The sequence below is a fragment of the Pseudomonas sp. JL27(2026) genome (genome assembly GCF_056933555.1).
This window is the reverse complement of sequence record NZ_CM167794.1, coordinates 782313-807371: the sequence shown is the minus strand read 5'-3', so window position 1 is coordinate 807371 and position 25059 is coordinate 782313. Positions and strand designations below refer to the sequence as shown.

Here is a 25059-nt window from a genome sequence, read left to right as displayed (position 1 = left end):
ACCGATGGATACCCATGTGGGAGTGAGCCTGCTCGCGATGAGGCCTCCAACATTGAGGTTACCTGACACACCGCTATCGCGAGCAAGCTCCCCCACAGTGGTTTTGTGTTGAATTTAATTTTTGAGCAAGCCCCCATAAAAAACCCGGCCGAAGCCGGGTTTCTCGTCAACCGATCACTGCATCCAGGGTGGAGGCGGCTCTTCGGCTTTGCTCGGTGGCGCATCGTCTGCGGCACGAATAGCCTGACGGCGTTCTTCATCAAAGCGTGCGGCTTCGATCTCGCGCATGATGCCGCCCACGTCCGCCAGCTCTTCCGGCTCGTCGAACTCACCGCTCAGGGCACTGGCCGGGTGCAAGGTGCCGGCTTCGTACAGGGCCCACATTTCCTTGGCGTACCGGGTGCGCTTCAACTCCGGCGCAAATCGCCCGAAGTACGAGGCCATGTTGCCGACATCGCGTTCCAGCATGCTGAACGCATGGTTGTTGCCGGCGGCATCCACCGCTTGTGGCAGGTCGATGATCACCGGGCCGGTCGGCGTCAGCAGTACGTTGAACTCGGACAGGTCACCGTGCACCAGACCGGTACACAACATCAGCACGATCTGCGAAATCAGGAAGGCGTGATACTCGCGTGCCTGATCCGCTTCCAGCACTACGTCGTTCAGGCGCGGCGCGGCGTCGCCGTACTCGTCGGCCACCAGTTCCATCAGCAGCACGCCTTCCAGGAAGTCGTAGGGCTGAGGCACACGAACACCGGCACCGGCCAGGCGGAACAACGCCGCTACTTCGGCGTTCTGCCAGGCGTCTTCGGTTTCTTTCTTGCCGAACTTGGAGCCTTTGGCCATGGCACGTGCCTGACGGCTGTTACGCACCTTGCGGCCTTCCTGGTATTCGGCCGCCTGACGAAAGCTTCGTTTATTCGCCTCCTTGTAGACCTTCGCGCAACGTAACTCGTTGCCGCAGCGCACCACATAAACAGCTGCTTCTTTACCACTCATGAGTGGGCGCAGCACCTCGTCGACCAGACCGTCCTCGATCAGGGGTTCAATGCGTTTTGGAGTCTTCATCAGCTTTTATTGTGGGTCCTTTATTACCAAACACGCGAAAGTCATTCGTTATACGGCAATCCACTCACCGGGGGGAGGGGTTGCCGACCTATGAACGTTGCCGATGCACACAATGTGCCGGATTAATCCGCCAAACACCGGCAGACCACCCACAACCGAAAGGGATCATAGCTGAGAGTCCGCCACCCGTCGGTGAATGGATCGCAAGGCAATTGCGACAGAGTTTGAGCTACGCCTGCCAACACTTTGCAGGATATTTCTCGACAGCCCTCAATTTCCCTCTCTTTCAGCCGAAGTCATCAAAGAGAACAGTGTTCGTCCGACAATCGAACGATCAACACCGTCACACCGCAACGCTTAACGGCAGCCACTAATCCGCGAGTCATCAGTACTGCGTGGGCTTATAAGAAAAATCTGGAGCGCGGATGAACATCAAACAGAAACTGACGTGGGCGTTTGCAATCATCGCCTGCTTGCCGGTCGTGCTGGTCGCCACCCTGGTGGTCATGAACCTGCGCAGCGATGCCAAAGACAATTTTGTCGACAGCAGCGCCCGAGAGATTCGCCAGGTCAGCAACGCCATGCAGCTGTTCTTCGACAGCATCAGCCAGAACGTCGATTACCTGGCGTCCCAGCCGCTGATCAAAAACACCGACGCCAGCCTCAAGACCTACATGAGCGCCAACGCCGAGCAGACGCCCCAGGGCGACATGGATAAACAGGTCTTCGCCCTCCTCCAGAACCTGGGTAGCAGCCACCCCGCCTACGCCTATGCGATTGTCGGCACCAATGCCGGCGGTTACGTGTCCTGGCCGGATGATCCGAAACTCAACAACTACGATCCCCGCCAGCGCCCCTGGTACAAGGCCGCCCAGGCCAAACCGGGCAAACCGTTTCGCACCGAGGCCTATTACTGGGCCCAGGATGACGCGACGTACGTCAGTACCGTGCGCACCGTCGACAACACGCTGGGCACCAACGGCGGTGTGGTCAGCATCGACGTGACGCTCAAGCAACTCACCGAAATCGTCAAGCAGATCAAGCTCGGCGAAACCGGTTACCTGATGCTGATGGAAAACAACGGCACGATTCTGGTGGACCCCAAGCAACCCGAGCACAACTTCAAGGCCCTGAGCAGCCTCGGCGACGGTTATGCCGAGCTGGCCAAGGCCGGCAAAGGGCTGGTGGAAATCGAGCTGAATGGCGAGCGCTACATGGCCAACGTCTGGCCGTCGGAACAACTGGGCTGGACCTTCATCGGGCTGATCAAGCAAACCGACGTCATGAGCACCGCCACACAACTGACCTGGTTGATCGCAATCATCGCGGCCGTGCTGGCGGTGGTCTTCGCCGTGGTCGGTGCGAGTTTCGCCAGCCTCATCGTGCGGCCGATCCGCAGCGTCGCCAGCGGCCTGGAAGGCATTGCCCAGGGTGAAGGCGACCTGACCCAGAACCTGCATATCCGTGGCAACGATGAAACCGCGCAACTGGCCAACTGGTTCAATCAGTTCCTCACCGCGATTCGCAGCCTGATCCAGCACATCGGGGGCGCCGCGACCAAGATTCTGGCCAACTCCCACAACGCGACCCAGGTCTCCAGCGAGATGGCCGAAGCCGCCGGACGCCAGCGTGAGGCCGTGGACATGGTCTCCACCGCGTTCCACGAGATGGTCGCGACCGCCAACGAAGTCGCCCGCTCCTGCAGCCAGGCCGCCGAGTCGGCCGACAGCGGCCAGCGCCAGGCCCGCGAGGGTCAGCAACAGATTGACGCGGCGGTGACCAGCGTCGACCGTCTGAGTCAAGAGATCGAACAGTCCGCGCAGTCGATGCAACAACTGGAGCGCGACAGCAATGACATTCAGTCGATCCTCGGCACCATCCGCTCCATCGCCGAACAAACCAACCTGCTGGCGCTGAACGCGGCCATCGAAGCAGCTCGCGCCGGTGAGCAAGGTCGCGGGTTTGCAGTGGTGGCCGATGAGGTTCGCGCCCTGGCCAAACGCACGGCCGACTCCACGGCGGAAATCGACGGGCTGCTCGGCAACCTGGCCAAGCGTACCAGCCAGGTCACCCAGCAAATGCACGCCAGCCTTGAGGTGTCGCAACAGTCGGTGAACCGCATCGGCGAAGCGCGCAACAGCTTTGGGCAGATCCGCGAATCGGTGGACGTGATCCGCGATATGAACACCCAGATCGCCACCGCCGCCGAAGAACAGCATCAGGTCGCCGAAGACATCAACCGCCACATCAGCCAGATCCATGGCGATGCGCAACTGGTGGCCGAACTGGCCAACTCGGCGCGGCTCGACTCCCAAAGCCTGGCGGGGTTGTCGAATGAGCTGGATGGGTTGGTGCGGCGGTTCCGCACCTGAGAATGGAGTGATCTTCGGATCCACCCCTCACCCTAACCCTCTCCCCAAAGGGGCGAGGGGACTGATTGGGACGAACTCAAGAAATACTGCGACCTGAGCAATCGAGTCGTTCTCAGGTTTAAAAAAAACAAGTTCCCCTCGTAGAATCATGTCGAATCATTTCAACCAAACAACTCGATCAGTCCCCTCGCCCCTTTGGGGAGAGGGTTAGGGTGAGGGGCTGAATTTCACTGTCTGAACAACTCTCCCGGGGTAAACCCGAACAATCCTTTAAACGCGGCAATGAAGGCCGAGGTCGAGTCATAGCCGCTGGACAGAGCCGCCGTGGTCACGCTGTTGCCGTCCTCCAATAAGCTCAGTGACGACAGCAGCCGCATGCGCTGGCGCCAGCCGCGAAAGCTCAAGCCGGTTTCACGCTGGAACAAACGCATCAAGGTTTTCTCTGAAGTGCCCAGTCGCTCAGCCCATTCATGCAGCGTGACGCTCTGTTCAGGGCGTTCAATCAGTTCATTGCACAGCCCCAGCAAACGTGGGTGCCGTGGCAACGGCAACGAGAAACCGACCTCGGGCAAGCTCGCCAACTGATCCAGCAGCACCTCGACCAGACGCGCTTCGCGGCTCTCGCCCTGTGGGTATTCCACCGGCAGCAGGCAGAAACTCTTGATCAGTTCACGGGCCAACGGCGTGACTTCCAGCACCCGACAACGCCCTTGCGCCCAGGCGCATTCCTCGCGCCGCACGTACAGGCTGCGCATTTCCGCGCGCATCGACGTCACCACCTGGTGCTCCAGATCGGCCGGAATCCAGATGCCCCACTGCGGCGGCGCAAAAAAACTGCCCTCGGCAGTGTGCACGCCGAGGACGCCACTGATGGCGTAGGAAAACTGCACCCAATCGTGACGATGCGGCGGCGTCCACGAGCCCGCGCTGAGACTTTCTGCGCGGGCGTAAAGGGGACGCGGCAACGCCGTCAGGGCCGGAATGGTTCGTTCCAGAGAAATTTGTCCGTTAGCCGGCATAGCTTGGCCTTATGTCGCAAGACGGGCGGAAGCGACGACCTTAGGCTAGGTCATCAACTCTTACAATTCTATTCGGTGCCGCCCATGCATGCCTTCAAACACCTCAAGCGCGTCGTCACCGACTGGTTCCTGTGCGGGATGCTGATCGCCACGCTGCTGTCGTATGTGTTCCCGACCTTCGGTGCCACGGGTGGGGCGATGCACGCCGAGTGGGTGATCAACATCGGCGTGTTCCTGGTGTTTTTCCTGCACGGGGTCAACCTGTCCAGTGAACAGATCCACCACGGTGTAAAAAACTGGCGCCTGCACCTGATGGTCCAGGGCTTCACCTTTGTGGTATTCCCACTGCTCTGGTGGGTGAGCAACGCACTGCTGGGCTCGCACATTCCATCGCTGCTGATGCTGGGTTTTTTCTACCTGTGTGCCCTGCCCTCGACCATTTCTTCGTCGGTTGCCCTGACTGGCAGCGCGGGCGGTAACGTTCCAGCGGCGATTCTCAATGCGAGCCTCTCCAGCGTGCTGGGGATTTTTCTCACGCCATTGCTGGTGAGTGTCGTGGTGGGCAGCGGTGCCGGTGGCATCGACCTGGGTTCAACCCTGCTCGAACTCTGCGCCCTGTTGCTGCTGCCGCTGATGCTGGGCCAGTTGCTGCGCCCCGTGTTCGGCCGTTTTTTCGGACGCCACAAGCGCTACACCAACATCGTCGACAAACTGGTGATCCTGCTGCTGGTCTACGCCGCGTTCTGCAATTCGATGGTCTCGGGGATGTGGCAACAACAAGGTAAAACGGTGATTCTCAGTGCCCTGATTGGCAGCGCAATCCTGCTGGCGATCATCCTGTGGATGACCACCCGCACCGCCCGCGCCTTGAAATTCAGCCCGGCCGACGAAATCGCGGCGGTGTTCTGCGCCAGCAAAAAATCCCTGGCGGCCGGCGCGCCGATGGCGGCGCTGATCTTCGGCGCCAACCCCGGCCTGGGGCTGATCCTGTTGCCGATCATGATCTATCACCCGTTGCAGTTGATCGTCTGTTCGGTGATGGCCGAGGCTTATGCCAACCGTAACCGGAGCCTGGCCGCACAACAGAGCGGTGCGGCCCTCAGCGCTCAATAATCGCCGTGACACCCTGCCCACCAGCGGCGCAGATCGAGATCAACCCGCGCCCCTGCCCCGCCGCATCCAGCAGCTTGGCGAGGTTGGCAACGATCCGCCCACCGGTCGCGGCAAACGGATGCCCTGCCGCCAATGAGCTGCCCTTGACGTTGAGCCGACTGCGGTCGATAGACCCCAGCGGTGCGTCGAGACCGAGGCGGGTTTTGCAGTAATCCGCATCTTCCCAGGCCTTCAGGGTGCACAGCACTTGAGCGGCAAAGGCTTCGTGAATTTCGTAGTAATCGAAGTCCTGCAAGGTCAGGCCGTTGCGCGCCAGCAAACGTGGCACGGCGTACACCGGCGCCATCAACAAGCCTTCGGCACCGTTGACGAAATCCACCGCCGCCGCTTCGCCATCGCGCAGGTAAGCGAGGATCGGCAACCCGCGCTCCTTCGCCCACGCCTCACTGCCCAGCAACACCAGCGACGCGCCGTCGGTCAGCGGCGTCGAATTGCCGGCCGTCAGTGTGCCCTTGTCGCTTTTTTCAAATGCCGGCTTCAACGCGGCGAGTTTTTCCAACGTCAGGTCCGGGCGCAGGTTGTTGTCGCGGGTCAGGCCCAGGAAGGGCGTCATCAGGTCGTTCTGCCAGCCTTCGGCGTAGGACGCGGCCAGGTTCTGATGGCTTTGCAGCGCCAGTTGATCCTGCTCGGCGCGGGGAATGTTCCAGGTCTGCGCCATCAACTCGCAATGCTGGCCCATGGATAAACCGGTGCGCGGTTCGCCGTTGCGCGGCAACTCGGGGATCAGGTGTCCGGGACGCAATTGCAGGAAGGCCTTGAGTTTGTCGCCGGTGGTCTTCGCGCGATTGGCTTGCAGCAGAATCTGCCGCAGCCCTTCGCTGACGCTGATCGGCGCGTCCGACGTGGTGTCGACGCCCCCCGCGATGCCGCACTCGATCTGCCCCAGCGCAATCTTGTTCGCCACCAGCAACGCCGCTTCCAGCCCCGTGCCGCAAGCCTGCTGAATGTCGTAGGCCGGGGTGGTTGGCGACAGCCGCGAGCCGAGCACGCATTCGCGGGTCAGGTTTAGGTCCCGCGAGAGCTTGAGCACCGCCCCCGCCGCCACTTCGCCGATGCGCAGGCCGTGCAGGTTGTAGCGTTCGATCAACCCTTCAAGCGCCGCCGTCAGCATGGCCTGATTGCTCGCGGTGGCATACGGCCCGTTGGAACGGGCGAAAGGAATGCGGTTACCGCCAATGATCGCGACGCGGCGCAGCTGAGTCATGAAAAGCTCCTTCTAAAATTCAAATGTGCAAACACTGTCCTGTGGGAGCGAGCCTGCTCGCGATTGCGGTGTATCAGCCGGCAAAAACTTTGAATGTACCGGCCTCATCGCGAGCAGGCTCGCTCCCACAAGTACTGCATTCCCCTTCAAGTTCTCCACTCCATAACAGTCCTGCCAACCAACAAAAACCACGGAGTCAAACTAATCTGCTGTGATCAAGCGTAGGCCGTATCTCGTGAGTCGAACGACTGATGACAATTCGTGGTCCACACGTGAACCCCAGCCAAGGTTGCGTGAGAACGTAGCGAGCGAAGGGAAGACAAGGCAAAAACAGGCGAGGAACGGCTGGGGTCGCACCCGATTTTACGGGCTGTAAATGAGCATTATCCGCTGCGCGCCCCCTTCGGGCCGTCCTTCGGACGTTCTTACTTCGCTCGTCAGAGCCTGTTTTTAACGCAGGATTACCAAGTGCAGTCGTTCTCACACAACCTTGCCGGAGCGCGTTCCATGTCAGATCGTTATATCGACTTCGCCAATTCGTCCCTCGGCCACCGTTTGGTCGGTGCCCTTGGCTTGCCATCGCCGGTTCGTCTGGAGCGCTGGCAGGCCGGTCGGCTGCGGCCCGTCGACGGCGCGCTGCTGATCGGCGGTGGGCCGCTGAAGCAGCACGTCAGTGCGTTCGCCCACAAACTCACCGAGCAAATTTACAGCTACGGCGCCGAACCGCTGGTGGCCCAGGCGTGGATTCCCGGCCACGGTCCGACACTCAAGGCCGTGGTGTTCGATGCCAGCGACCTGATGCAGACCGAGCAGCTCAAACAGTTGCGCGAGTTCTTCCAGCCGTTGCTGAGAAACCTCGATCACAGCGCCCATGTGGTGATTCTCGCACGGGCACCTGAAACGCTGAGCGACCCGTTTGCCGCCAGTGCCCAACGCGCCCTGGAGGGCTTCAGTCGTTCGCTGGCCAAGGAGCTGCGCAGCGGCGGCACCTTGCAGTTGCTGTATGTCGGTGCGGGTGCTGAAGAACAGCTTGAAGGCGCACTGAGGTTTTTCCTCTCGCCCAAAAGTGCCTACGTCTCGGGCCAGGTGGTGCGCCTGAACGCCTGCGCCACACAGGTCCAGGACTGGACACGCCCGCTGGCCGGACGCAAAGCACTGGTCACCGGCGCGGCGCGCGGTATCGGCGCATCGATTGCCGAAACCCTGGCCCGCGATGGCGCCGAGGTGATTCTGCTGGATGTGCCACCGGCCAAGACCGACCTCGATGCCCTCGCCGCGCGCCTGGGTGGGCACAGCATCACCCTGGACATCTGCGCCGAAGACGCCGCCACGCAGTTGATCGAACAACTGCCCGATGGCCTCGACATCCTGGTCCACAACGCGGGCATCACCCGTGACAAAACCCTGGCCAACATGACGCCGGAATTCTGGGACGCCGTGCTCGCGGTGAACCTCAACGCGCCACAAGTGCTGACCAAGGCACTGCTCGACGCTGGCACCTTGCACGACAACGGCCGGGTGATTCTGCTGGCGTCCATCAGCGGCATTGCCGGCAATCGCGGGCAAACCAATTACGCCGCCAGCAAGGCCGGGCTGATCGGCCTGGCCCAAGCCTGGGCGCCGCTGCTGGGCGAACGCGGGATCAGCATCAACGCCGTGGCACCGGGTTTTATCGAAACCCAAATGACCGCACACATTCCGTTTGCCCTGCGCGAGGCCGGGCGGCGCATGAGTTCATTGGGCCAAGGCGGACTGCCGCAGGACGTCGCCGAAGCGGTGGCCTGGCTCGCCCAACCCGGCAGCGGCGCGGTCAGCGGGCAAGCACTGCGGGTGTGTGGGCAAAGCGTATTGGGGGCCTGAACATGACGACGCACTGGCATTCACTAAGCACGGCACCGTCCCTGCCTGCGTTGTACTGGCGGGCGGCGACACGTCGCACCCTCACCGGCACGTCCCTGCCCGACGACGGCTTGCGCTGCTGGGTCGATGTCGAGGCCAAGCGCCTGGCGGCGTATCGCAAGGTCTGCGGTTTCACCGAAAACGGCTTGCTGCCACCGACCTATCCCCATGTGCTGGCGTTCGCCTTGCAGATGCAACTGCTTACCGCCAAGGCGTTTCCCTTTCCGCTGCTGGGGCTGGTTCACCTGGCCAATCGCATCCGCATTCTGCGGCCCTTGGGCGGCGTCGGCCGGGTGCAAGCAAGTGTAAGGGTGCAGAACCTGCAACCCCACGCCAAGGGCGTGGTGTTTGAGTTGGTTACCTGCATTGAGGATGCGCTGGGGCCGCTCTGGGAAGCCGAAAGCCAGATGCTCTGCAAAGGCGTGAAGCTTGCCGGGGAGCCGGTTGAGCCGTCGTCCGGTTCGGTGCCGAACATGAGCGACGTCACCCGCTGGTGGGCGCCCAGCGAGATTGGGCGGCGCTATGCCAGGGTTTCCGGCGACTACAACCCGATCCACCTGAGTGCCCTCAGCGCCAGGCTCTTCGGGTTTCCCCAGGCCATCGCCCATGGCTTGTGGATCAAGGCCCGGACCCTTGCCGCGTTGAGCGGGCATCTGCCGACAGCCAATATCGAGATTGCCGTGGAGTTCAAGAAACCGGTGCGCTTGCCCAGCGAGGTGAGGTTGCTGGCCAGTGCCGCAGGTTCAAGCGGCGACCTGCAACTGGTGGGTGCCAGGGACCTGGAACACATGGTCGGCCATTGGCGACCGCTCGCCTGAACCCTGTCAGCCGCGACGGATCAGAAATACACCGCCCAGAATCAGCACCAGCCCGGCAATCTTGCCGGCGCTGATCGGCGCCTCGCGAAAACCTGCCCAGCCAAAATGGTCCAGCGCCAGGGCCATGCCCAGTTGCCCGGCCAGAACCAGCGCCATGAACAACATCGCACCGATGCGTGGACCGGCAAACGCGGCGGTGGTGATGAAGAACGCGCCGAGCAGGCCACCGCTCCAATGCCACCAGGTCAGGCTTTTCAGCGCCGCCAATGAAGGGCTTTCACGCTGGATCATCACCAGCAGCAACAGCGCCATCGTCCCGACAAAAAACGAAATCAAGGCTGCGGCCAGAACGCTGGACACCTGCTTGGCCAATTGGCCATTGATACCGGCTTGCAGCGGTAAAAACGCGCCCGCAACAAAGGGCAGGCAAAGCAACCACCAGACGGGGGCAGGCATGCTGTTCTCCAACGAGTAAAAAGGGGCGCGCAGTATACGCCAGCGCCGCTGAAACCTGCGGTAATAAAATAAGTAGTGCGCGTATCAACCGGTCGCCCGGCCGCGTTAATACGGGTTAATTGTGTATATATAACTTAAGTTTTTTCGTTGTGCCTCATACGCCCATCTATTCAACAGCCATTGATTAATAAGGATTAAATCAGGCCACCCCACCCAACCTTACATCTTTTGCATTAGTCGTCAGGCATAAAAACCCGCAACTTATATAAGGGGTTAATACCAAGTTGAGAATGGCGTGAAACAACCTCTGAGATTGAGATGCAAGCAACGGACGAGGCATTGCCAACAACAGAACTGGCAAGCCATCGAAGACAACGATCGTTGTAGTAACGGTGCAAGGAGTCTCACTCATGAAAACTCAACACGCAGTGTTCAAGGCAAGTACCGCAATGGCTCTGATCCTGAGTCTCAGCCTGGCCGGTTGCAGCAGCGGCGGTGGCGGTCATCACAGCAGTTCCGGTAGTTCATCGCCCGACAGCACCACCGGTACCGGTTCCAGCGGTTCGGGCAGTGGCAGTTCGGGAAGCGGCGGCAGTGGATCTGGCAGTACCACAGGCACTGATGGCGGTACGGCCGGCACGGGGGGAAGCGGGGGCACTGGCGGCACGGGCACCACCAATCCAACCAATCCAACCAATCCAACCAATCCAACAGACCCGACTGATCCCACCAACCCGACCGTCACCCCGCTGGTCACCGGCAACGTGGTGTCGGACCTGGGCAACACCGTGAGCGGCGTCGGTGACGGCGTCAGCAATGTCGGCGGCTCGCTGTCCACCGTTCCAGTGGTGGGCGGGGTCGTACAAAGCGCCGTGAACACCACTGGCAATGTGGTGGACACCGTCGGCGATGGCCTGACCAATGGCCTGGGCAAACTCGGCTCGGACCCGCAAGCCGTGAGCAAAACCACAGCGATTGTCGGCAACGTGGTCTCGGACGTTGGCGATGGCGTTTCCGATGTCAGCGGCAAACTGGCAAGTGCCACGCAAAGCATTCCCCTGGTCGGCGGCATCGTCACCAGGGTAGCGCCTGTGCTCGATGGCGTCGGCAACAAAGTCACCATGCTCGGTGACACCCTGAGCATCACTACCAGCAGCGGTCCGTTGGGTTCGCTGAGCAATGGCGTGGGTAACAACGTATTGGTTCCAGTGGTCACGCTGGCCGAAGGCCTGAGCGCAAAAGTCGGCAGCGCCACTGGCCTGGGCAATCCGCTTGCCGGTGCTGTCAACGGCGTTGGCAGTGTTGTGGGAGGCCTGGGCAGCAAAGTGGCGGCGGCTGGCAATGGCAACGCCGTCACCAATACCCTAGGTGGCGCGTTGGTCAACGTGGGCACCACCGCTGGCACCAGTGGCGGCCTCGCGACCTCGGGGTCGGGAGCGGGAGCGGGCGGCGGACTGGGTGGCCTGGGCGGTACCGGCCTGCTGCAAACCGTGGGCGGGGCGGTGGTCAATGTCGCCAGCGGCCTGAATACCGGCAGCACCAGTGGCGTGATCGGCTCCGGCGCAGTAACGGGTGGTTCGGGGGGCAACCTGATTGCAACGGTCGGCGGGGCTCTCGGCGGTTCGAGCGCTCCCAACCTCGGGCCAACCGCCGCGTTGGCCGGTGTATCGAACACCGTCGGTGCCGCACTCAACCCTGTCACCAGCGGTGTCGCGAGCCTGACCCAACAAGTCAGTGGTGCTACCGGCCTGAGTGGTCCGGTCGGTGGCCTGGTGGGGCAAGTCGGTGCGGCCGTCAGCGGTGTCGGCGCCAATGTTTCGGCGGCCGCCCCCAACCCGGTGGTCGCGGCGCTCGGCAACACCGTTACCACGACGGGCGCCACGGTGGCAGCGGTGGGCAGTCTGGTCACGGGCAACTCCGGTGGCGCAACCGCAGGCCTTGGCGGTTTGACCGGAGCCCTCGGCGGCCTCACCGGTGGACTCAGCGGCAACAAATAATCCCTTTGCACCGGGCCGATTCGACGGCCTTATCTACAGCGCCTACGCTTGGTTGGAGACGGAAAGCTCCTTGGGTCTTCCGTCTTTTTGTTTGATGGAGCATGACGTCAGTTGCCCCCGAATCACGTCCTCAGAACCTGACGGGAACACCTGATCGACGATTCTTTCGCGATGCTACGGTCTGACCATGGAGTGTCCTATGCGCGCTTTGGCTTCCTTGCTGTTCCTCACCCTGTGTTCGCTCGCCCACGCTGACTCCCTTCCCAGTTTCCTCAACAGCAACGAAACCATCCGCAACCTTCCCGCCCCCAACCTGCCCGCCGATGCCTATCGCCCCAGTGCCCCGCAACTGCAAGTGCCGGAACCGGGCGCCGCCCAGGCGCAACCGTTGATGATGAGTACCAAAGTGACTGTCAGGCAGGTGCAGATCGAAGGCGGGACGATCTATCCGCTCAACGAATTGGCACAGAGTTATCAACCCTTGCTCGGTCATGAATCCAGCCTTGCCGAGCTGATCGAAGCCACCCGCGGCATCACCCGTCGTTATCAACAGGACGGCTACCTGCTGTCTTATGCGTTTGTGCCCCTGCAAACGTTCGATAAAGGCCTGGTGCGCGTGGTGCTGGTGGAGGGCTACATCAAGGACTATCAACTGCAGGGCGATGTCGGCCGGGTCAAGGGGCTGCTCGATAAACTGGTGGCCAAACTCCAGGCCGAACGACCGCTGACGCGCAAGACCTTCGAACGCTACACCACACTGATGAGCCGCATCCCCGGCGTGACCCTGCAAGCCCAGGTGCCGCCGCCCGGCACCACTGACGGCGCGGCATACCTGGTCGCCCAGGCCAGCCGCAAACCCTTCACCAGTAGCCTGAGCACCACCGCCGATAACCGCAAAGGGACACAGGCGCTACTCGGCGTCAGCAGCAACTCGCAAACCGCCATGGGCGAACAATTAACACTCAGCGGACTGTTTCCACCGGGCGATGACCACGAGCATTACTACCGCCTGGACTACAACCAGTTCCTCAATGCCGAGGGTACGCAACTGATGCTGTCCGGCTCACGCTACCGCGCCGACCCCGGCACCAACGTGCAATTGGACAACAACCTTGAACTCAAACCGCACCGTGAAAACGACCGTTATTCGATCGGTTTCAACCACCCGTTGATTGCCACGCCCAACGAACTGCTCACGGCCGGTGCGCGGCTGTACGCCGTCAATGACAAGACCCGCTACCAAGTGATCGGCTACCCGCTGAGTATCGAAGAAAAAACCGACATCCGCGCCCTCGCCTTCGAAAGCGACTGGCGCAAAGCGAACGAGCGACAACTGCGCATTCTCAGCGCCGGGGTGTATCAGGGCATCGACGGCATGGGCGCGAACACCAACAATTCCAGGTACGACCTGGACTTTCTGCGCCTGCGGCTGTCGGGCGTACAGAGCGACAAGTTCTTCGATAACTGGCAAGGCGTGCTGTCTGCCGCGCTCTACTGGAGCGACGACACCTTGCCCGACAGTGAGCGTGCGGTGTTCGGCGGACAGAACTTCGGCCGAGGCTACCCCGACGATCAGGCATCCGGCGACAAGGGTTGGGGCGTGGCGTATGAGGTCAACTACAGCTACAACCGCGACGGTAACCGGGTAAAGATCCTGCAACCCTACGTCGTGCTGGACCGCTCAAAAACCTGGTTCAACGCGCTGCCGGTCAAGGGCAGCAACCTGTCGTCCGCCGCCGTCGGCCTGCGCTTTGGTGACGCCAGGTACTACAACGTCGCCCTGGAAGTGGCCAAGGCCATGTCCGATGAAGCGCTCGACACCTACAACCGCCGCCCCCGCTACAGCCTGAGCTTCAGTTATCAGCTTTGAGCACCTGAAGACGTATCCTCAAACTGCCGACGACAGGAATATGGCTTATGAACACGCTCGAAGAGTTCCTGGCCGATCAGAAACCGAAACACCATTGGATGGATGACCTGTAGAAAGGGACCCTGTAGAAAGGGACAATGCGTCGGGTGGATCGAAAGGTCTACCCAAGCTGGTTTTTCTATTTAATTGATCACAGCGGTCTACCGCTGACATGGACGTACACGCAATGCACCCACCTGCCACCAACCCGATTAACGCGGACACCTCCCAACTGGCAGTCTGCTCGGTCCTCGTCGTCATCTTCGGCGTGCTGATCATGGCGCTGCGGCTCGCACAGGGGGAATACCTGATGGCCATTGGCGCGGTCTGGGCCGCTAACGGCCTGACCCTGATTTTCCATGCGCTGTACTGGAGCCGCCATGGTTTGTCCCCAGGGTACAAGGCTGCCGTTGTGGCCCAAGCCGTGCTGACGATCCTCCCGCTGTGTTTCGGAAAGTTCGGGCTGGCCCTGATTTTCCTGATGCTGGGGGGAGAGCTGCGTTTTTGGTAGCACGTCCATACCATGATCAACTCACACGTTTCCCGGCTCGCAAACGGCAAGTATCAACAGCAATGCAATGGGGGCTACCTGCGATAATCAGCCCAGGCTCAATCGAAACGTCTTTGCCGAAAGGGTGCTGGCATGGAACCAACAGCTCCCCTTCGGCCTCCGGTCAGGGTCGTCAGAAGTCGTAACGCACCTTGGCGGTGAAGGTGTCCGAGTTGAAGTCAGTTTTGGTCAGGTAGTTGTAGGAACCACCGACACTCCACGCGCCCACCCGATACGTTGCGCCCAGCCCCAGTTCATAGCTGTCGCGGGCCGGGGTTGCGCCACTGGTGGTGAACGGCGAGCCGCCGAGAACAAAGGTTGACGTGGTGTTGGCCTTGTCGGCGATGAAGTCGTGCCAGGCCATGACCGATGCACTCGGTTCAAGGCTGCCCTGCCCCACCTCGAATGCTGCGGCCAGCCGTGCGCCAATGCCCATTTCGCCCACTTCATAGCGCTGGCTGCCGACGTTCAGCGACACCGAGCTGCCCTTCTCGCGGTAGCCGTCGATCGAGACATTGGCGTAACGCGCACCGATCTGCGGTTCAACCAGCCACTGCCGGTCAAGTGACAGGCGATAGCCCGCCAGGGCATTCACGCCGAACACTTCACTGTCGTAATCGCCCTTGGCGCGCGTGCCTGCAATGTAGCGTCTGGATTCGTTGTCGTTCCAGCCATAGGTCAGCGAGCTGTCGAGGAACCAGTTGTCGTGGGTCCAGTTACCGTAGACCGTCAACGCGTGACCGCTCACATCGGTCTTGCTGCCCGCGTCGGACTTAACGTCGGTGTCGAGGTAGCTGTAGGCAACACCCAGGGTTGTGTCGGCATTCAACTGGCCATCCGCGCCGAGGGCGATCCCGTGGCTGTTGGCGTCGTAGCCGTCGACACCGTGACGCACATCCTGATTGGCATCGCTGCTCAGCGCCTGCAACCACAGACCTTTTTGCGCAAGGGCATCGCCCGAGGCCAAACCGCTACGGGCATTGCTGGCGCGGGCCGTGATCGCGTTCGCGACCAGCATCTGGCTCTGCGTGGCCGCCTGGATAACGCCACGGCTGACATCCGGCCCCAATTGCGCGGCAAGCCTGGCCACCTCTGCATCTGTACCGGCATGGGCGAAAGCCTGGAACACCGGGTCCTGTTCATCCAGCTTGTCCAGCACCGCGTTCGACAACCGAACCACCGCCCCGGCAGCGTCCGGCGAAGCACCGCCATTTTTGGTGTTTTGCTCGATCACCGCATTCGACTTGGCGTTGATCAGCGCTTTCACATCGTTGCCTTCGACCCCGTAACTGCTCACTTCCAGCAACGCGGAGGACGACACGACCGCCAGGTTCTCGCCGCCGACCAACCGCCCGGAACGGATCAAGGTGTATTGATTGCCCCCCGCCTGGGTACGGAAATCACTGGAACGCGCCAACAATTCAAGGTGCCCGCCGGGGCTGATTTCGGTCGTGCCCGTAACAGTCAGCACCGGGCGACCCGGTTGCGTGTCGTTGCCCAGAAACAGCCGCAACCTCGACTCGGCAGACTCCATGTCAAAGTTGCCGATGATCGTGGTGTGCGGGCGCAGTAACGTTAACTGCCGGTCTTCCACGGTGACGTAACCGGCCTTGATGGTCGCGCCATCGTATGCCACGTTGCCGTTGACCTTCATCCCGGTCAGCCCCATCAGATCGCCCTTGATGGCACCGCCCGACCAATAGAAATAGGCTTGCCCATCGTCCACCTGAATGGCCGCCTGGCGGCCTTCAATCGCACCGCTGAAGTGATGGAGCGTCAGCGGCCCCTGACTGGCCGGCTGATTGAGCACATGGATGCCGATGCTGTCCCCGATGATCGTGCCGTCGTTGTAGAGACTGGCCGTGTTCACCCCCACCGGTGGATTGAAAGCAGCACTTTCAAGCCTGAGGCCTTCGGAATTGGCGCCGCTGGCGCGCAGCGTACCCTCATTGAAGATGGGCATGGTCTGAGACGTACGGTTGAGGTACAGCGCCCGGGCATTAGTACCGCTCGCAGTGATGGTGCCCTGATGGGGAATACCGTAGCCCATCGTCGTGTCCACCAATGACACACCGACCGCATTCATGCCGCTGACGGCAATGTCACCCTTGTTGATGAAGTTGCCACGTATCTCACTGCCAGCATGGGAAATGCCCACCGAATCACCGGCATTCGCCAGGCCATTGACCTTGATCGAGCCCTCGTTCACAACGTTGTAGCTGAACTGTGAAGCCCCCGACGGGCCACCGAGAACATTGATGCCCACGCCATGGGTCGCACCGTCGATGGTGATCGAACCTCGGTGAGTAAGGTCATTGCCCGCCGACAGCCCGGCAAATGTCGCGGCACTGGTGAGGGCCTGCGGGTTGCTTTCAACGAGGTTCAAGCTGCCGATGAGATTGATGAGGTCATGGTATTGACCGGTGTCGACCAGAGGGCCGTTGCCCAGGTCGTAATCAAAATTATTGGCACGCAGCGCAGGAGAATGAGCGACGACCGCTGCAACGGACAGTGCCAGCAACGAGCGGCACAGGTTTGACCTGTTCAATTGAGAATCCCTTTCGAAACATTTCAGTGGCGCACATCAGCAGGCGCACACGTTTCGTCCGGGCATCCCTACCGACCCTTCAGCCAGGTGCTGAAGAAAACGCCGGCAAATGTACACGAGCCATCATTTCGACACCATCCAATCGTCAAGCGAACGGCGTCAATTTTCAAATAGCAGGCGCGCAGGGGTTCAGGGGTTGACCAGGTGCATCATGGGTTGTGGAAACAGGTTGTTCAGGGTTTCCAGCAAGCGCACGTGATAAATGGGTTTGCGAAACAGGTCCAGGACCTGCAGCCGGAGCATGTCGCTGACATCTTCCATGTCAGCGTGGCCGGAGGTGACGATCACCGGCAAGTGTTGGCGGGAGGTGTGTTCGCGCAGTCGCTTGATCAGCGACATGCCACTCTCCTCGGGCATGCGCAGGTCAGTGATGACCAGCGCGATGTCCGGGTTGCGTGTGAGGTGGTGCAACGCCAGCTTGACCGACGTGGCGGTAAAACACATGAAGCCTTCACCTTCGAGCAGTTCGGCCAGTTCCAGCAGTGCATCCTCTTCGTCGTCCACCAAAAGCAATTGCTGGCGCGGGAATGAAGAGGCGTTCATAGGCAATACCTGTGGCGTGAAGGAAAGAACCGGGTGGGATCAAGTCTAGCTGCCGCCTGCCGGAGCACCACCCACAACTGACCCGCCCAGCGCCGTGATGACTTTGTTGAACGTCAGCTTGATCGAGTCCCCCATTGGCGTAACGAACGTAATGACCACCAAGGCCACCATCGCAATAATCAGTGCGTATTCAATCGCCGAAGCACCCTCGGTTCTTCTCATGAACAGCTGGAAACGAATGGACAGGTACTGCAGGAAGTGAAGGAACATACGACTTCTCCTTTGCGCCGGGGACGCAGCTGTAACAGAGGCAAAACATGATTCCTCTGTGCCACCAGAGCATTGTCAACAAACCCCGGGACAACAACTGTAAGAACTGATTAATCACAAAGTATTAGTCGCACGGTTGATATCCGTCAGCAGGCGACCTCATGGAGGTGGTCGTTATCGCGCCAGTTTATTTTTTGACGAGTAATGGCGAATCGCCCTACGTGGACTACTTTCAAATAGCGAAATCGTTGCATGTTCATAGCTGCCTGATTGCGAGGCCATCTCGTTGGAATGTACGAGCCGGTCATGCAGCAGGAAAGGGAGAGCCGTCATGAACAGTCGCTTCACCATGGGCCTGGCCGTGCTGCTGCTTGTCGGTGCCCTCATCGCCGGTTATTGGGGGCTGGTGCTCAGCCGTCAACCGCAAGCCGCACTGGTGGCCCCTCCTGCCCAACCCACCGTCGTGGAGAAAACCGTCGCCACGGCAGAGGATCAAACCCGCCAGCCAGTGGTCGTGCTACTCCATGACGTACCGCCCTTCACCCCGCTCACCGCCGCCGACCTGACACTGGAAAAACTCCGTAGCGCACCGGCCGGCAGCCTCGCCAGCCTCGATCAGGCGATTGGCCGCACCCCGTGGCGCCACCTGAACGCCGGCACCTGGCTCAGCGATGACAGCTTTGAGGCGGGCGGGCCGTTGGCGCGGATGATCCACCGCGACGAGCGCGCCCTGGCCGTCGCCGTTGACGAAGTCGTCAGCGCGGGCGGGCAACTGATACCTGGCGACTACGTCGACGTGCTGCTGTTCTTGCGTCAGGACGTCAGCAACCCGCAGCAATCGGCACAAATTGTCGTGCCCGCCCTGCGTATCCTCGGAGTAGGCGAACAACTGGGCCTGACCAACGACGGCAAACCGGCCAGCGCGACGTCAAGCGCCGAAGAAAAACTCAAGCAGGAACAACGCCGCACGGCGGCAAGAACCGTGGTGCTGGCGGTGCCCGAACAACTGCTGAGCCGACTGATGCTGGCGACCCAGGTCGGCACTTTGCGCCTGGCGGTGCGCAGCAATGAAGAGCAGCGCCTGGCCAAATACTGGGCCGGCGAAAGCGACTCCTCCTCCCACCTGAGCGCCGCCGACAGCCGCCTGGCCCAATTCAACCAGTTGGCCCTCGGCAGCGCCCCCAAAGGCTTGGCCAGCAACGGCCCGACGGGGACACGACCCGCAGTGGAAGTCATTCGCGGCAACCAAGCAAGCCAACAAACCCCTTGATTGAGCAAGGATGCAGCCCTATGCACAGTCGTTCGATGCTGCGGTTCAAGCGCACGTTCTGCGTGCTGTTGACGATCGGCTTGCCTGTCGACTTCGCACTGCCCGCCCTGAGTCGCAGGACCCGCGCAGGCGAACAACCGGGTGGCCATCACCACAGCAGGCCAGCGCTATGAGCCAAAACCTGAGCCAGAGCTTTCTTGCGATCACGCGTAACAGCACCGACCTCGAATGGCTGCAAGGTGCCCTCGCGCCTTTGGGACAGGTGGTCGGCGTCGGCGGTGACAGCCTCGACGAGTTGCTCGCGCTGGTCGACGTGACCTTCGCCAGCCTGGTGTTTGTCGGCCTCGACCGCGACCACGTGGTGACCCAGAGCGCCCTGATCGAAGGCGCGCTGGAAGCCAAGCCGATGCTTGCCATCGTTGCCCTCGGGGACGGCATGGACAATCAACTGGTACTCAATGCGATGCGGGCCGGGGCACGGGATTTCGTCGCGTATGGCTCACGCGCAAGCGAAGTCGCCGGGCTCGTCCGGCGCTTGAGCAAACGCCTGCCACCGGTGGCGTCGAACGCCCAACTGGGTGGCCTGACCGTGCTCTACGGCGTGCAGAGCAACGCCGATGGCGCGTTACTGGCCAGCCACCTGGCCATGGTGGTGCAAAAAAGCGGTCAGCAAACCCTGCTGCTGGACCTGGGGCTGCCCCGGGGTGACAGCCTGGCGCTGCTGGGGCTGGACAGTTCGTTTCATTTCGGCGACGCCTTGCGTCACCTGCGCCGGCTCGACACCACGCTGATCGACAGTGCCTTCACCGGCACCGAGACCGGTTTGCGCATCCTCGCCTACGCCAGCGCCGACGAACCCCTCGAGCGCACCAGCGCCGCTGAGCTGTACATGCTGCTCAGCGCCTTGCGCCAACACTTCCAGCACATCGTGGTGAACGTCACCGGGCAGCCCGACAGCGAGGCCTTGCGCACCTTTGTCAGCCATTGCGACAAGCTGCTGTGGTACACCGACCAGAGCGTGCTCGACTGCCGACGCAACCTTGCCGTGTTGGGGCTGTGGCGCGAAAAAGGCATGAAACTGGAACACGCCCGACTGCTGGTGGACCGTTACTTGCGCAACGTCGCACCCGACTCGCAGACCCTGGGCAAAAGCTTTGGCCTGGAAGTCATCGCGGTCCTGGCCTACAGCCCTGAACTGCGGCTGAACGCAAAAAACCAGGGCGTCAGCCTGTTCGAACTGGCCCCGCGCGAGGCCCTGAGCCAAAACCTGCGCACCCTCGGCGAACGGCTGGCCAAACGCTCCGAAGGACTGGTCAAACCAAGGTCCGGCTGGCTCAACCGCCTGAGGGGCAGTCAATGAACGGTGAAAAACTCTTCGGCGCACACAACCGCACGCCCACCGGCAACTCCGATCACGAGGGCCTGAAACTGGTGCTGCATCGCTACATCATCGATGCCATCGAGGAGTCCGGAAAAAACCTGCTGGAAGGCTCCCGTCCCTTGCTGTCGCAGTTCGTCACCGACAAGGTTGCCGAGTACGTCGCCCGTCTGCACCTGGCCGTTTCCCGCTATGAAATGGAGCGCCTGGGCGAGGAAATCGTCGATGAACTCACCGGTTTCGGGCCACTGGAGGTGCTGCTGCGCGACCCGACCGTCACCGAAATCCTGGTCAATGGCCCACACCGGGTGTTTGTCGAACGCGACGGTGTTCTTCACCAAAGCGACCTGCGGTTCATCGATTCCCACCACGTAGAACGGGTCATGCAGCGCATTCTGGCGCCGCTGGGGCGGCGCCTCGATGAGTCATCGCCGATGGTCGACGCGCGGATGCCCGACGGCAGTCGGGTCAACGCAATCATTCCGCCGATAGCCCTGGACGGACCTTGCCTGTCGATTCGTAAATTTCGCAAGGACATGCTCAAAAGCAGCGACCTGATGGCCATGCAAACCATCGATCAGGCGATCTTCGACTTCATTCAGGACGCCGTCGGCAAGCGCTGCAACATCCTGATCAGCGGCGGCACCGGCACCGGTAAAACCACGTTGCTGAATATTCTCAGCCAGTTGATCGACCCGCACCAACGGCTGGTAACCATCGAGGACGTCGCGGAACTGCAACTCGGTCACCCTCACGTCGTGCGCCTGGAAACCCGTCCGCCGAACGCCGAGGGCCACGGCGAAGTGAAAGCCAGCGACCTGATCCGCAACGCCCTGCGCATGCGTCCCGACCGAATCATCCTGGGCGAGATCCGTGGCGTCGAAGTGCTCGACGTGCTGACCGCGATGAACACCGGCCACGACGGTTCCATGAGCACCGTGCACGCCAACAATGCCCAGGATGCGCTGTTGCGCCTGGAAACCCTGGTCGGCCTGACCGGGCGCACCATCGCCGAACGAACCTTGCGACAGATGATCTGCGCCGCACTGGACGTCGTGATCCAGCTGACACGCCTGCCCGATGGCCGACGCTGCGTCAGCGAGGTGGTGGAAGTGGTCGGTGTGCGCGATGACGTGTACATCACCAACACCCTGTTCCTGTTCGACCGACGGACCGGTTTCGGCTTTCTGCGCGAGGCGGTCAACCCCGCAGGCGACAAGTTGCGCCGAACCGCCAGCCCGACTTTTACCTGACCCTTTGAGGCCCGTGCCATGACCGGTCCGCTAGTGCTCGGCCTGATTTGCCTGACCTTGCTAGGGCTGTCGGTGCGGCTGTTCTACCAGAGCCTGCGCAAGACCGGCACCGAGCGGGTACTCCGCCGCCTGACCCAGGGCCAACCGCAACTGACCGCAGGGAAACCCGCCTGGGCCGGGCTGGAGCGCGCCTTCCTGCGCGCCGGCCTCGGGCGCCCCACCGAACGGCTGGGCCTGTGGCTGACACTTTGGGCCCTCGCGATACTGCTGGGGTTTGCGATAGCAGGCTGGGGCGGCTTGTTGAGCCTGTTGCTGATTCCGCCGCTGGTGCTGCGGTTGGTGGTGGCCGGGCTGTATCGACGACGGCTGGGGCGGATGATTCAACAACTGCCGCAATTGCTCGATCACACGGTGCGCAGCCTCAAGTCGGGACGCACCCTGGCTGACGCGGTGATGGGCGGCATCGAGGCCAGCGCCGATCCACTGAAAGCCGCCATGGGCCGGGTCCAGCGCAACGTGCAACTGGGGGTGAACCTGCCCGAGGCGGTCCACGACCTCGCCGAGTTGTATGAGAAAGACGAATTGCGACTGTTCGCCTTGGGCCTCAAGGTCAACCATCGTTATGGCGGCAATGCCAGCGAGTTGCTGGAGAACCTGATCAAGCTGATTCGCGAACGCGAACAGGGCGCCCGCCAACTCAGCGCCATGACCGGTGAAACCCGAATGACCGCCGCAGTACTGGCGCTGCTGCCGGTGTTGATGGCCGCCTGGTTCATGCTCACCAACCCTCATTACCTGATGAGCATGTGGAACGATCACAGCGGCCGGCAGATGCTGATCGCCGCCGTGTGCTTGCAGGTGTCCGGCTGCCTGGCGCTGTGGCGCATGTTGCGGAGTATTTGAGATGGCCCTGATGCTCAGCGCCCTGATGTTTCTCGGTGCCCTGCTGCTGGTGCTCGGCAGCCTGTTGCAACAACGGCGCCGCGAGCGGCAGATCGCACAGCGGTTGCAGGGGCAACTGACCCGCGACAACACACTCGGCAGTTGGCTGCGGGTGGTAGGCGACAGCAAAGTCGGTCGCCGCTCGGTCAGCCTGGACGCCGAAACCCAAGTCTTGCTCAACCGCCTCGGCTGGCGGCGGGCCAACCAGCGGTCACTGTTCGCAGCCTTCCAGATCGGCCTGCCGATGCTTGCCTTGGCGGTAGCCCTGGTGGTGCAGGCGTTGTTTTTCCCTCACATCCACAATCACTGGATTGGGCCGACACTCATCGCGTGCCTGGGTTACCTGCTGCCCAAGCGCTTGCTGGCAATCGCGGCAAAACGACGCCAGCGGCAGATCGCAACGGAAATTTCGACGTTCATCCCCCTGCTGCGCATTCTTTTCGAGTCTGGCATGGCAGTGGAGCAATCGCTGCGAGTGCTGAGCACCGAAGCCCGGCAATTACTGCCTGGGTTGACCCACGAACTGCGCGTGATATTGACCCGCGTCGACTCGGGCCTTGAGCTTGGCCAGGAGTTAAACACGGCGGCGCAGTGGCTGGAAGTCGATGAGTTCAGTGAGACGTGCGTGATCCTTCAGCAACTGATCCAGCAAGGGGGCGGTGCGATGAAATCACTGCTGGCCCTCAAACAGCTGCTCGACGATCGGCGCCTGACACGCTTGCAGGAATACATCTCGAAAATGTCTGCCAAGATGTCCGTGGTGATGATGCTGTTCCTGTTTCCAGCCTTGTTGATCGTACTGGCCGGTCCGGGTTTTACCGCGATTGCACGGGCGTTTGCGTCCTGAACCCGGAGGAACGACAGGAAAGAAAGTGGAAGAGCCACTCACCCTGCCGGGCCACCCTCGCGGCCCCGACAAGGCCGGGGTTAATGGGCCGTGACCCGCTGATGCGATCCGGAATTGCCCGGTGACAACGCCAGCGCCAGTTGCGTGCGGTTGTGCATGTGGGTCAGTCGCAACACCTGGGAAACGTAGAGTTTAACGGTGTTCTCGGTGATGCCCAGTTCACAGGCGATCTGGTAGTTCGTCTGGCCTTTGCCAACCAGCCTTGCAACATCGAGCTGGCGCGGCGAGAGCGCGTCGAAGATGGCCGGGACCTGCGCACGGTCGCCCTCTCTGGCGCCCTCTTCGGCCGAGGATTGAGCCGAGGGCGGGTTGCGGCGAACCTTGTCGAGGTCCTGATACAGGTCGTCGATGGAGTCGGAAAGAAATTGCAGCTTCTGGTTCAAGTGCCCCAGTTGCAGGCTTTTCTGGCGCTCCTGCAAGGCGACTTCCTGACGTTGCAGGCCTGCGAGCAGTTCATCGAGGTCAATCGGCTTCTGGTAGTAATCGGCGATCCCGGCGCGCAGGGCCTTGATCACGTCCTGCTTGTCAGCCCGCCCGGTGAGCATGATGGCCTCGAACGCCCGTTGCTTGCCGGACAGCCGTTGCAACTCCTGAACCAGTTGAATGCCGTCATAGTCCGGCATGTGCAGGTCGCACAACACCAGGCCGATATCGAGGTCCTCGCAAAAGCGCTCGATGGCGTGTTTGCCGGACTCACAGGGAACGCAACGGTAACCGCTGCTTTCGAGAAATTCGCACAGCTCTTCAACGATCAACGGCTGATCGTCGACCACGAGCACTTTTATCGCCGATGTAAGCTTGCTCACGCGCTACTCCATGCCCAAGTCCAAGACTGACCACCCCGGTACCGACAGCAATGGGCTGTGACGATACTGAGTTGAAAGTAGACTACTTTGCGACTATTCACATCGAGATAGAGGCATTATGCGACTAGTGGATCCAAAGTAACGACGCCAACAGGCCGAGCCACACAAACGGGGCGAACGGTGCTTTTTTTGACCGCTCGGGCGCCAGGTACTGCAGCCGCTGCCGAAGCCCTTGACTCATTGATGGCCACAGCTTGGGCCCGATCACCAGCCAGACGAGGCTGGCGACTCCCGCCCCGATAAAACAGCCCAGCACCGTCAAGGAATCGCTGGCCAGACCGATCGTTGCCATCAGCTTCACGTCAGCGGCGCCCAGGCGCCCCAAGGCATAACCGGGCACGGTGAACGCCAGCGCCAGCAAAAACGCCCAGCCGCCCTGTGCCGCACTCGCACCGAGCCAGGTACTGCCCGTCCAGAGCAGGTACACCAGCGCCAACGCACCGCCCCCCAGCGTCAGGCCATTGGCGATATGGCGCTGCTGTGCATCCTGTGCCGCGCACAGCGCCAACCAGATCAACAGAACAAGACTGTGCATGGGCTAAAAGGCGTCCGTTTTG

22 protein-coding genes and 1 pseudogene are annotated in these 25059 nt (G+C 61.3%); 14 read left to right on the top strand and 9 right to left on the bottom strand.

What is annotated here, in order from left to right; genetic code table 11:
- Positions 1 to 174: 174 nt before the first annotated feature.
- Positions 175 to 1068, bottom strand: coding sequence for a PA4780 family RIO1-like protein kinase (locus AC1Z1G_RS03615; RefSeq protein ID WP_483624945.1), 894 nt, complete (start codon positions 1066 to 1068; stop codon positions 175 to 177).
- 425 nt (positions 1069 to 1493) lie between these two features.
- On the opposite strand from AC1Z1G_RS03615, the pseudogene AC1Z1G_RS03610 reads away from it, so the two are divergent.
- Positions 1494 to 2582 (top strand): annotated as a pseudogene (locus tag AC1Z1G_RS03610) (HAMP domain-containing protein); the annotation flags it as partial.
- A gap of 90 nt (positions 2583 to 2672) precedes the next feature.
- Positions 2673 to 3440, top strand: coding sequence for a methyl-accepting chemotaxis protein (locus AC1Z1G_RS03605; protein WP_437128164.1), 768 nt, complete (start codon positions 2673 to 2675; stop codon positions 3438 to 3440).
- A 227-nt stretch (positions 3441 to 3667) separates the two neighbouring features.
- Here AC1Z1G_RS03605 and AC1Z1G_RS03600 read toward each other — a convergent pair whose 3' ends face one another.
- The gene (locus AC1Z1G_RS03600) at positions 3668 to 4459 is read right to left on the bottom strand and encodes an AraC family transcriptional regulator (RefSeq protein ID WP_483624943.1); all 792 of its coding nucleotides are present in this window, start codon (positions 4457 to 4459) and stop codon (positions 3668 to 3670) included.
- An 84-nt stretch (positions 4460 to 4543) separates the two neighbouring features.
- On the opposite strand from AC1Z1G_RS03600, the gene AC1Z1G_RS03595 reads away from it, so the two are divergent.
- Positions 4544 to 5572: a bile acid:sodium symporter family protein gene (locus AC1Z1G_RS03595; protein ID WP_483624941.1), complete on the top strand. Its 1029-nt coding sequence runs from the start codon at positions 4544 to 4546 to the stop codon at positions 5570 to 5572.
- On the opposite strand, the gene AC1Z1G_RS03590 is transcribed toward AC1Z1G_RS03595, so the two are convergent.
- A complete protein-coding gene (locus tag AC1Z1G_RS03590; RefSeq protein ID WP_483624939.1) occupies positions 5559 to 6836 on the bottom strand; it encodes an acetyl-CoA C-acetyltransferase in 1278 nt (425 codons plus the stop codon). The two genes, AC1Z1G_RS03595 and AC1Z1G_RS03590, sit on opposite strands and share 14 nt — an antisense overlap.
- 507 nt (positions 6837 to 7343) lie before the next feature.
- On the opposite strand from AC1Z1G_RS03590, the gene AC1Z1G_RS03585 reads away from it, so the two are divergent.
- Positions 7344 to 8696, top strand: coding sequence for a 3-oxoacyl-ACP reductase (locus AC1Z1G_RS03585; RefSeq protein WP_483624937.1), 1353 nt, complete (start codon positions 7344 to 7346; stop codon positions 8694 to 8696).
- Between the two features lie 2 nt (positions 8697 to 8698).
- Positions 8699 to 9553, top strand: a complete 855-nt coding sequence (locus AC1Z1G_RS03580) for a MaoC family dehydratase (protein ID WP_483624935.1) — start codon at positions 8699 to 8701, stop codon at positions 9551 to 9553.
- Positions 9554 to 9559: 6 nt separating this feature from the next.
- Here the strand turns inward: AC1Z1G_RS03580 and AC1Z1G_RS03575 are convergent, their stop codons facing one another.
- On the bottom strand, positions 9560 to 10009 hold the full coding sequence (locus tag AC1Z1G_RS03575; protein WP_347903839.1) for a DMT family transporter: 450 nt from the start codon (positions 10007 to 10009) through the stop codon (positions 9560 to 9562).
- Positions 10010 to 10419: 410 nt separating this feature from the next.
- On the opposite strand from AC1Z1G_RS03575, the gene AC1Z1G_RS03570 reads away from it, so the two are divergent.
- From AC1Z1G_RS03570 to AC1Z1G_RS03560, 3 genes are all read left to right on the top strand, one after another.
- Positions 10420 to 12006, top strand: a complete 1587-nt coding sequence (locus AC1Z1G_RS03570; RefSeq protein WP_483624933.1) for a collagen-like triple helix repeat-containing protein — start codon at positions 10420 to 10422, stop codon at positions 12004 to 12006.
- Between the two features lie 199 nt (positions 12007 to 12205).
- A complete protein-coding gene (locus AC1Z1G_RS03565) occupies positions 12206 to 13876 on the top strand; it encodes a ShlB/FhaC/HecB family hemolysin secretion/activation protein (RefSeq protein WP_483624931.1) in 1671 nt (556 codons plus the stop codon).
- A gap of 226 nt (positions 13877 to 14102) precedes the next feature.
- Complete coding sequence (locus tag AC1Z1G_RS03560; RefSeq protein ID WP_483624929.1) at positions 14103 to 14426, top strand: hypothetical protein; 324 nt, start codon at positions 14103 to 14105, stop codon at positions 14424 to 14426.
- 172 nt (positions 14427 to 14598) lie between these two features.
- Here the strand turns inward: AC1Z1G_RS03560 and AC1Z1G_RS03555 are convergent, their stop codons facing one another.
- The 3 genes from AC1Z1G_RS03555 to AC1Z1G_RS03545 form a co-directional block, all read right to left on the bottom strand.
- Positions 14599 to 17013 (bottom strand): autotransporter family protein, encoded by a 2415-nt coding sequence (locus tag AC1Z1G_RS03555; protein WP_483624927.1) that lies wholly within the window; start codon positions 17011 to 17013, stop codon positions 14599 to 14601.
- A 189-nt stretch (positions 17014 to 17202) separates the two neighbouring features.
- Positions 17203 to 17616, bottom strand: a complete 414-nt coding sequence (locus tag AC1Z1G_RS03550) for a response regulator (protein WP_483624925.1) — start codon at positions 17614 to 17616, stop codon at positions 17203 to 17205.
- Positions 17617 to 17661: 45 nt separating this feature from the next.
- Positions 17662 to 17886: a Flp family type IVb pilin gene (locus tag AC1Z1G_RS03545; RefSeq protein WP_483624923.1), complete on the bottom strand. Its 225-nt coding sequence runs from the start codon at positions 17884 to 17886 to the stop codon at positions 17662 to 17664.
- 331 nt (positions 17887 to 18217) lie between these two features.
- Between AC1Z1G_RS03545 and cpaB the strand changes: the two genes are divergently transcribed.
- The 6 genes from cpaB to AC1Z1G_RS03515 are packed head-to-tail and all read left to right on the top strand — an operon-like array spanning position 18218 to position 23576.
- Positions 18218 to 19156, top strand: a complete 939-nt coding sequence (cpaB, locus tag AC1Z1G_RS03540; RefSeq protein ID WP_483624921.1) for a Flp pilus assembly protein CpaB — start codon at positions 18218 to 18220, stop codon at positions 19154 to 19156.
- 20 nt (positions 19157 to 19176) lie between these two features.
- Positions 19177 to 19329 carry a hypothetical protein gene (locus AC1Z1G_RS03535; RefSeq protein WP_483624919.1) on the top strand — a complete coding sequence of 51 codons (153 nt, stop codon included), beginning with the start codon at positions 19177 to 19179 and terminating at the stop codon, positions 19327 to 19329.
- Positions 19326 to 20516 carry a CpaE/TadZ family protein gene (locus AC1Z1G_RS03530; RefSeq protein WP_483624917.1) on the top strand — a complete coding sequence of 397 codons (1191 nt, stop codon included), beginning with the start codon at positions 19326 to 19328 and terminating at the stop codon, positions 20514 to 20516. The genes AC1Z1G_RS03535 and AC1Z1G_RS03530 overlap by 4 nt, the downstream gene beginning before the upstream one ends.
- Complete coding sequence (locus tag AC1Z1G_RS03525) at positions 20513 to 21787, top strand: TadA family conjugal transfer-associated ATPase (protein ID WP_483624916.1); 1275 nt, start codon at positions 20513 to 20515, stop codon at positions 21785 to 21787. Before AC1Z1G_RS03530 ends, AC1Z1G_RS03525 begins: the two co-directional genes overlap by 4 nt.
- 18 nt (positions 21788 to 21805) lie before the next feature.
- Complete coding sequence (locus tag AC1Z1G_RS03520; protein ID WP_483624915.1) at positions 21806 to 22690, top strand: type II secretion system F family protein; 885 nt, start codon at positions 21806 to 21808, stop codon at positions 22688 to 22690.
- Position 22691: 1 nt separating this feature from the next.
- On the top strand, positions 22692 to 23576 hold the full coding sequence (locus AC1Z1G_RS03515; RefSeq protein ID WP_483624913.1) for a type II secretion system F family protein: 885 nt from the start codon (positions 22692 to 22694) through the stop codon (positions 23574 to 23576).
- A gap of 80 nt (positions 23577 to 23656) precedes the next feature.
- Here the strand turns inward: AC1Z1G_RS03515 and AC1Z1G_RS03510 are convergent, their stop codons facing one another.
- Together AC1Z1G_RS03510 and AC1Z1G_RS03505 are read right to left on the bottom strand one after the other, a co-directional pair.
- Entirely contained in the window at positions 23657 to 24442 is a 786-nt protein-coding gene (locus AC1Z1G_RS03510; protein ID WP_483624911.1) for a response regulator transcription factor, read from the bottom strand.
- 124 nt (positions 24443 to 24566) lie between these two features.
- Entirely contained in the window at positions 24567 to 25037 is a 471-nt protein-coding gene (locus AC1Z1G_RS03505; protein WP_483624909.1) for a prepilin peptidase, read from the bottom strand.
- Positions 25038 to 25059 lie beyond the last annotated feature (22 nt).

Excerpts from the sequence above, each read along its gene's own strand:
- AC1Z1G_RS03615 (WP_483624945.1), bottom strand. The coding sequence starts at position 1,068 with ATGAAGACTCCAAAACGCATTGAACCCCTGATCGAGGACGGTCTGGTC.
- AC1Z1G_RS03605 (WP_437128164.1), top strand. The coding sequence starts at position 2,673 with ATGGCCGAAGCCGCCGGACGCCAGCGTGAGGCCGTGGACATGGTCTCC.
- AC1Z1G_RS03600 (WP_483624943.1), bottom strand. The coding sequence starts at position 4,459 with ATGCCGGCTAACGGACAAATTTCTCTGGAACGAACCATTCCGGCCCTG.
- AC1Z1G_RS03595 (WP_483624941.1), top strand. The coding sequence starts at position 4,544 with ATGCATGCCTTCAAACACCTCAAGCGCGTCGTCACCGACTGGTTCCTG.
- AC1Z1G_RS03590 (WP_483624939.1), bottom strand. The coding sequence starts at position 6,836 with ATGACTCAGCTGCGCCGCGTCGCGATCATTGGCGGTAACCGCATTCCT.
- AC1Z1G_RS03585 (WP_483624937.1), top strand. The coding sequence starts at position 7,344 with ATGTCAGATCGTTATATCGACTTCGCCAATTCGTCCCTCGGCCACCGT.
- AC1Z1G_RS03580 (WP_483624935.1), top strand. The coding sequence starts at position 8,699 with ATGACGACGCACTGGCATTCACTAAGCACGGCACCGTCCCTGCCTGCG.
- AC1Z1G_RS03575 (WP_347903839.1), bottom strand. The coding sequence starts at position 10,009 with ATGCCTGCCCCCGTCTGGTGGTTGCTTTGCCTGCCCTTTGTTGCGGGC.
- AC1Z1G_RS03570 (WP_483624933.1), top strand. The coding sequence starts at position 10,420 with ATGAAAACTCAACACGCAGTGTTCAAGGCAAGTACCGCAATGGCTCTG.
- AC1Z1G_RS03565 (WP_483624931.1), top strand. The coding sequence starts at position 12,206 with ATGCGCGCTTTGGCTTCCTTGCTGTTCCTCACCCTGTGTTCGCTCGCC.
- AC1Z1G_RS03560 (WP_483624929.1), top strand. The coding sequence starts at position 14,103 with ATGCACCCACCTGCCACCAACCCGATTAACGCGGACACCTCCCAACTG.
- AC1Z1G_RS03550 (WP_483624925.1), bottom strand. The coding sequence starts at position 17,616 with ATGAACGCCTCTTCATTCCCGCGCCAGCAATTGCTTTTGGTGGACGAC.
- AC1Z1G_RS03545 (WP_483624923.1), bottom strand. The coding sequence starts at position 17,886 with ATGTTCCTTCACTTCCTGCAGTACCTGTCCATTCGTTTCCAGCTGTTC.
- cpaB (WP_483624921.1), top strand. The coding sequence starts at position 18,218 with ATGAACAGTCGCTTCACCATGGGCCTGGCCGTGCTGCTGCTTGTCGGT.
- AC1Z1G_RS03535 (WP_483624919.1), top strand. The coding sequence starts at position 19,177 with ATGCACAGTCGTTCGATGCTGCGGTTCAAGCGCACGTTCTGCGTGCTG.
- AC1Z1G_RS03530 (WP_483624917.1), top strand. The coding sequence starts at position 19,326 with ATGAGCCAAAACCTGAGCCAGAGCTTTCTTGCGATCACGCGTAACAGC.
- AC1Z1G_RS03525 (WP_483624916.1), top strand. The coding sequence starts at position 20,513 with ATGAACGGTGAAAAACTCTTCGGCGCACACAACCGCACGCCCACCGGC.
- AC1Z1G_RS03520 (WP_483624915.1), top strand. The coding sequence starts at position 21,806 with ATGACCGGTCCGCTAGTGCTCGGCCTGATTTGCCTGACCTTGCTAGGG.
- AC1Z1G_RS03515 (WP_483624913.1), top strand. The coding sequence starts at position 22,692 with ATGGCCCTGATGCTCAGCGCCCTGATGTTTCTCGGTGCCCTGCTGCTG.
- AC1Z1G_RS03505 (WP_483624909.1), bottom strand. The coding sequence starts at position 25,037 with ATGCACAGTCTTGTTCTGTTGATCTGGTTGGCGCTGTGCGCGGCACAG.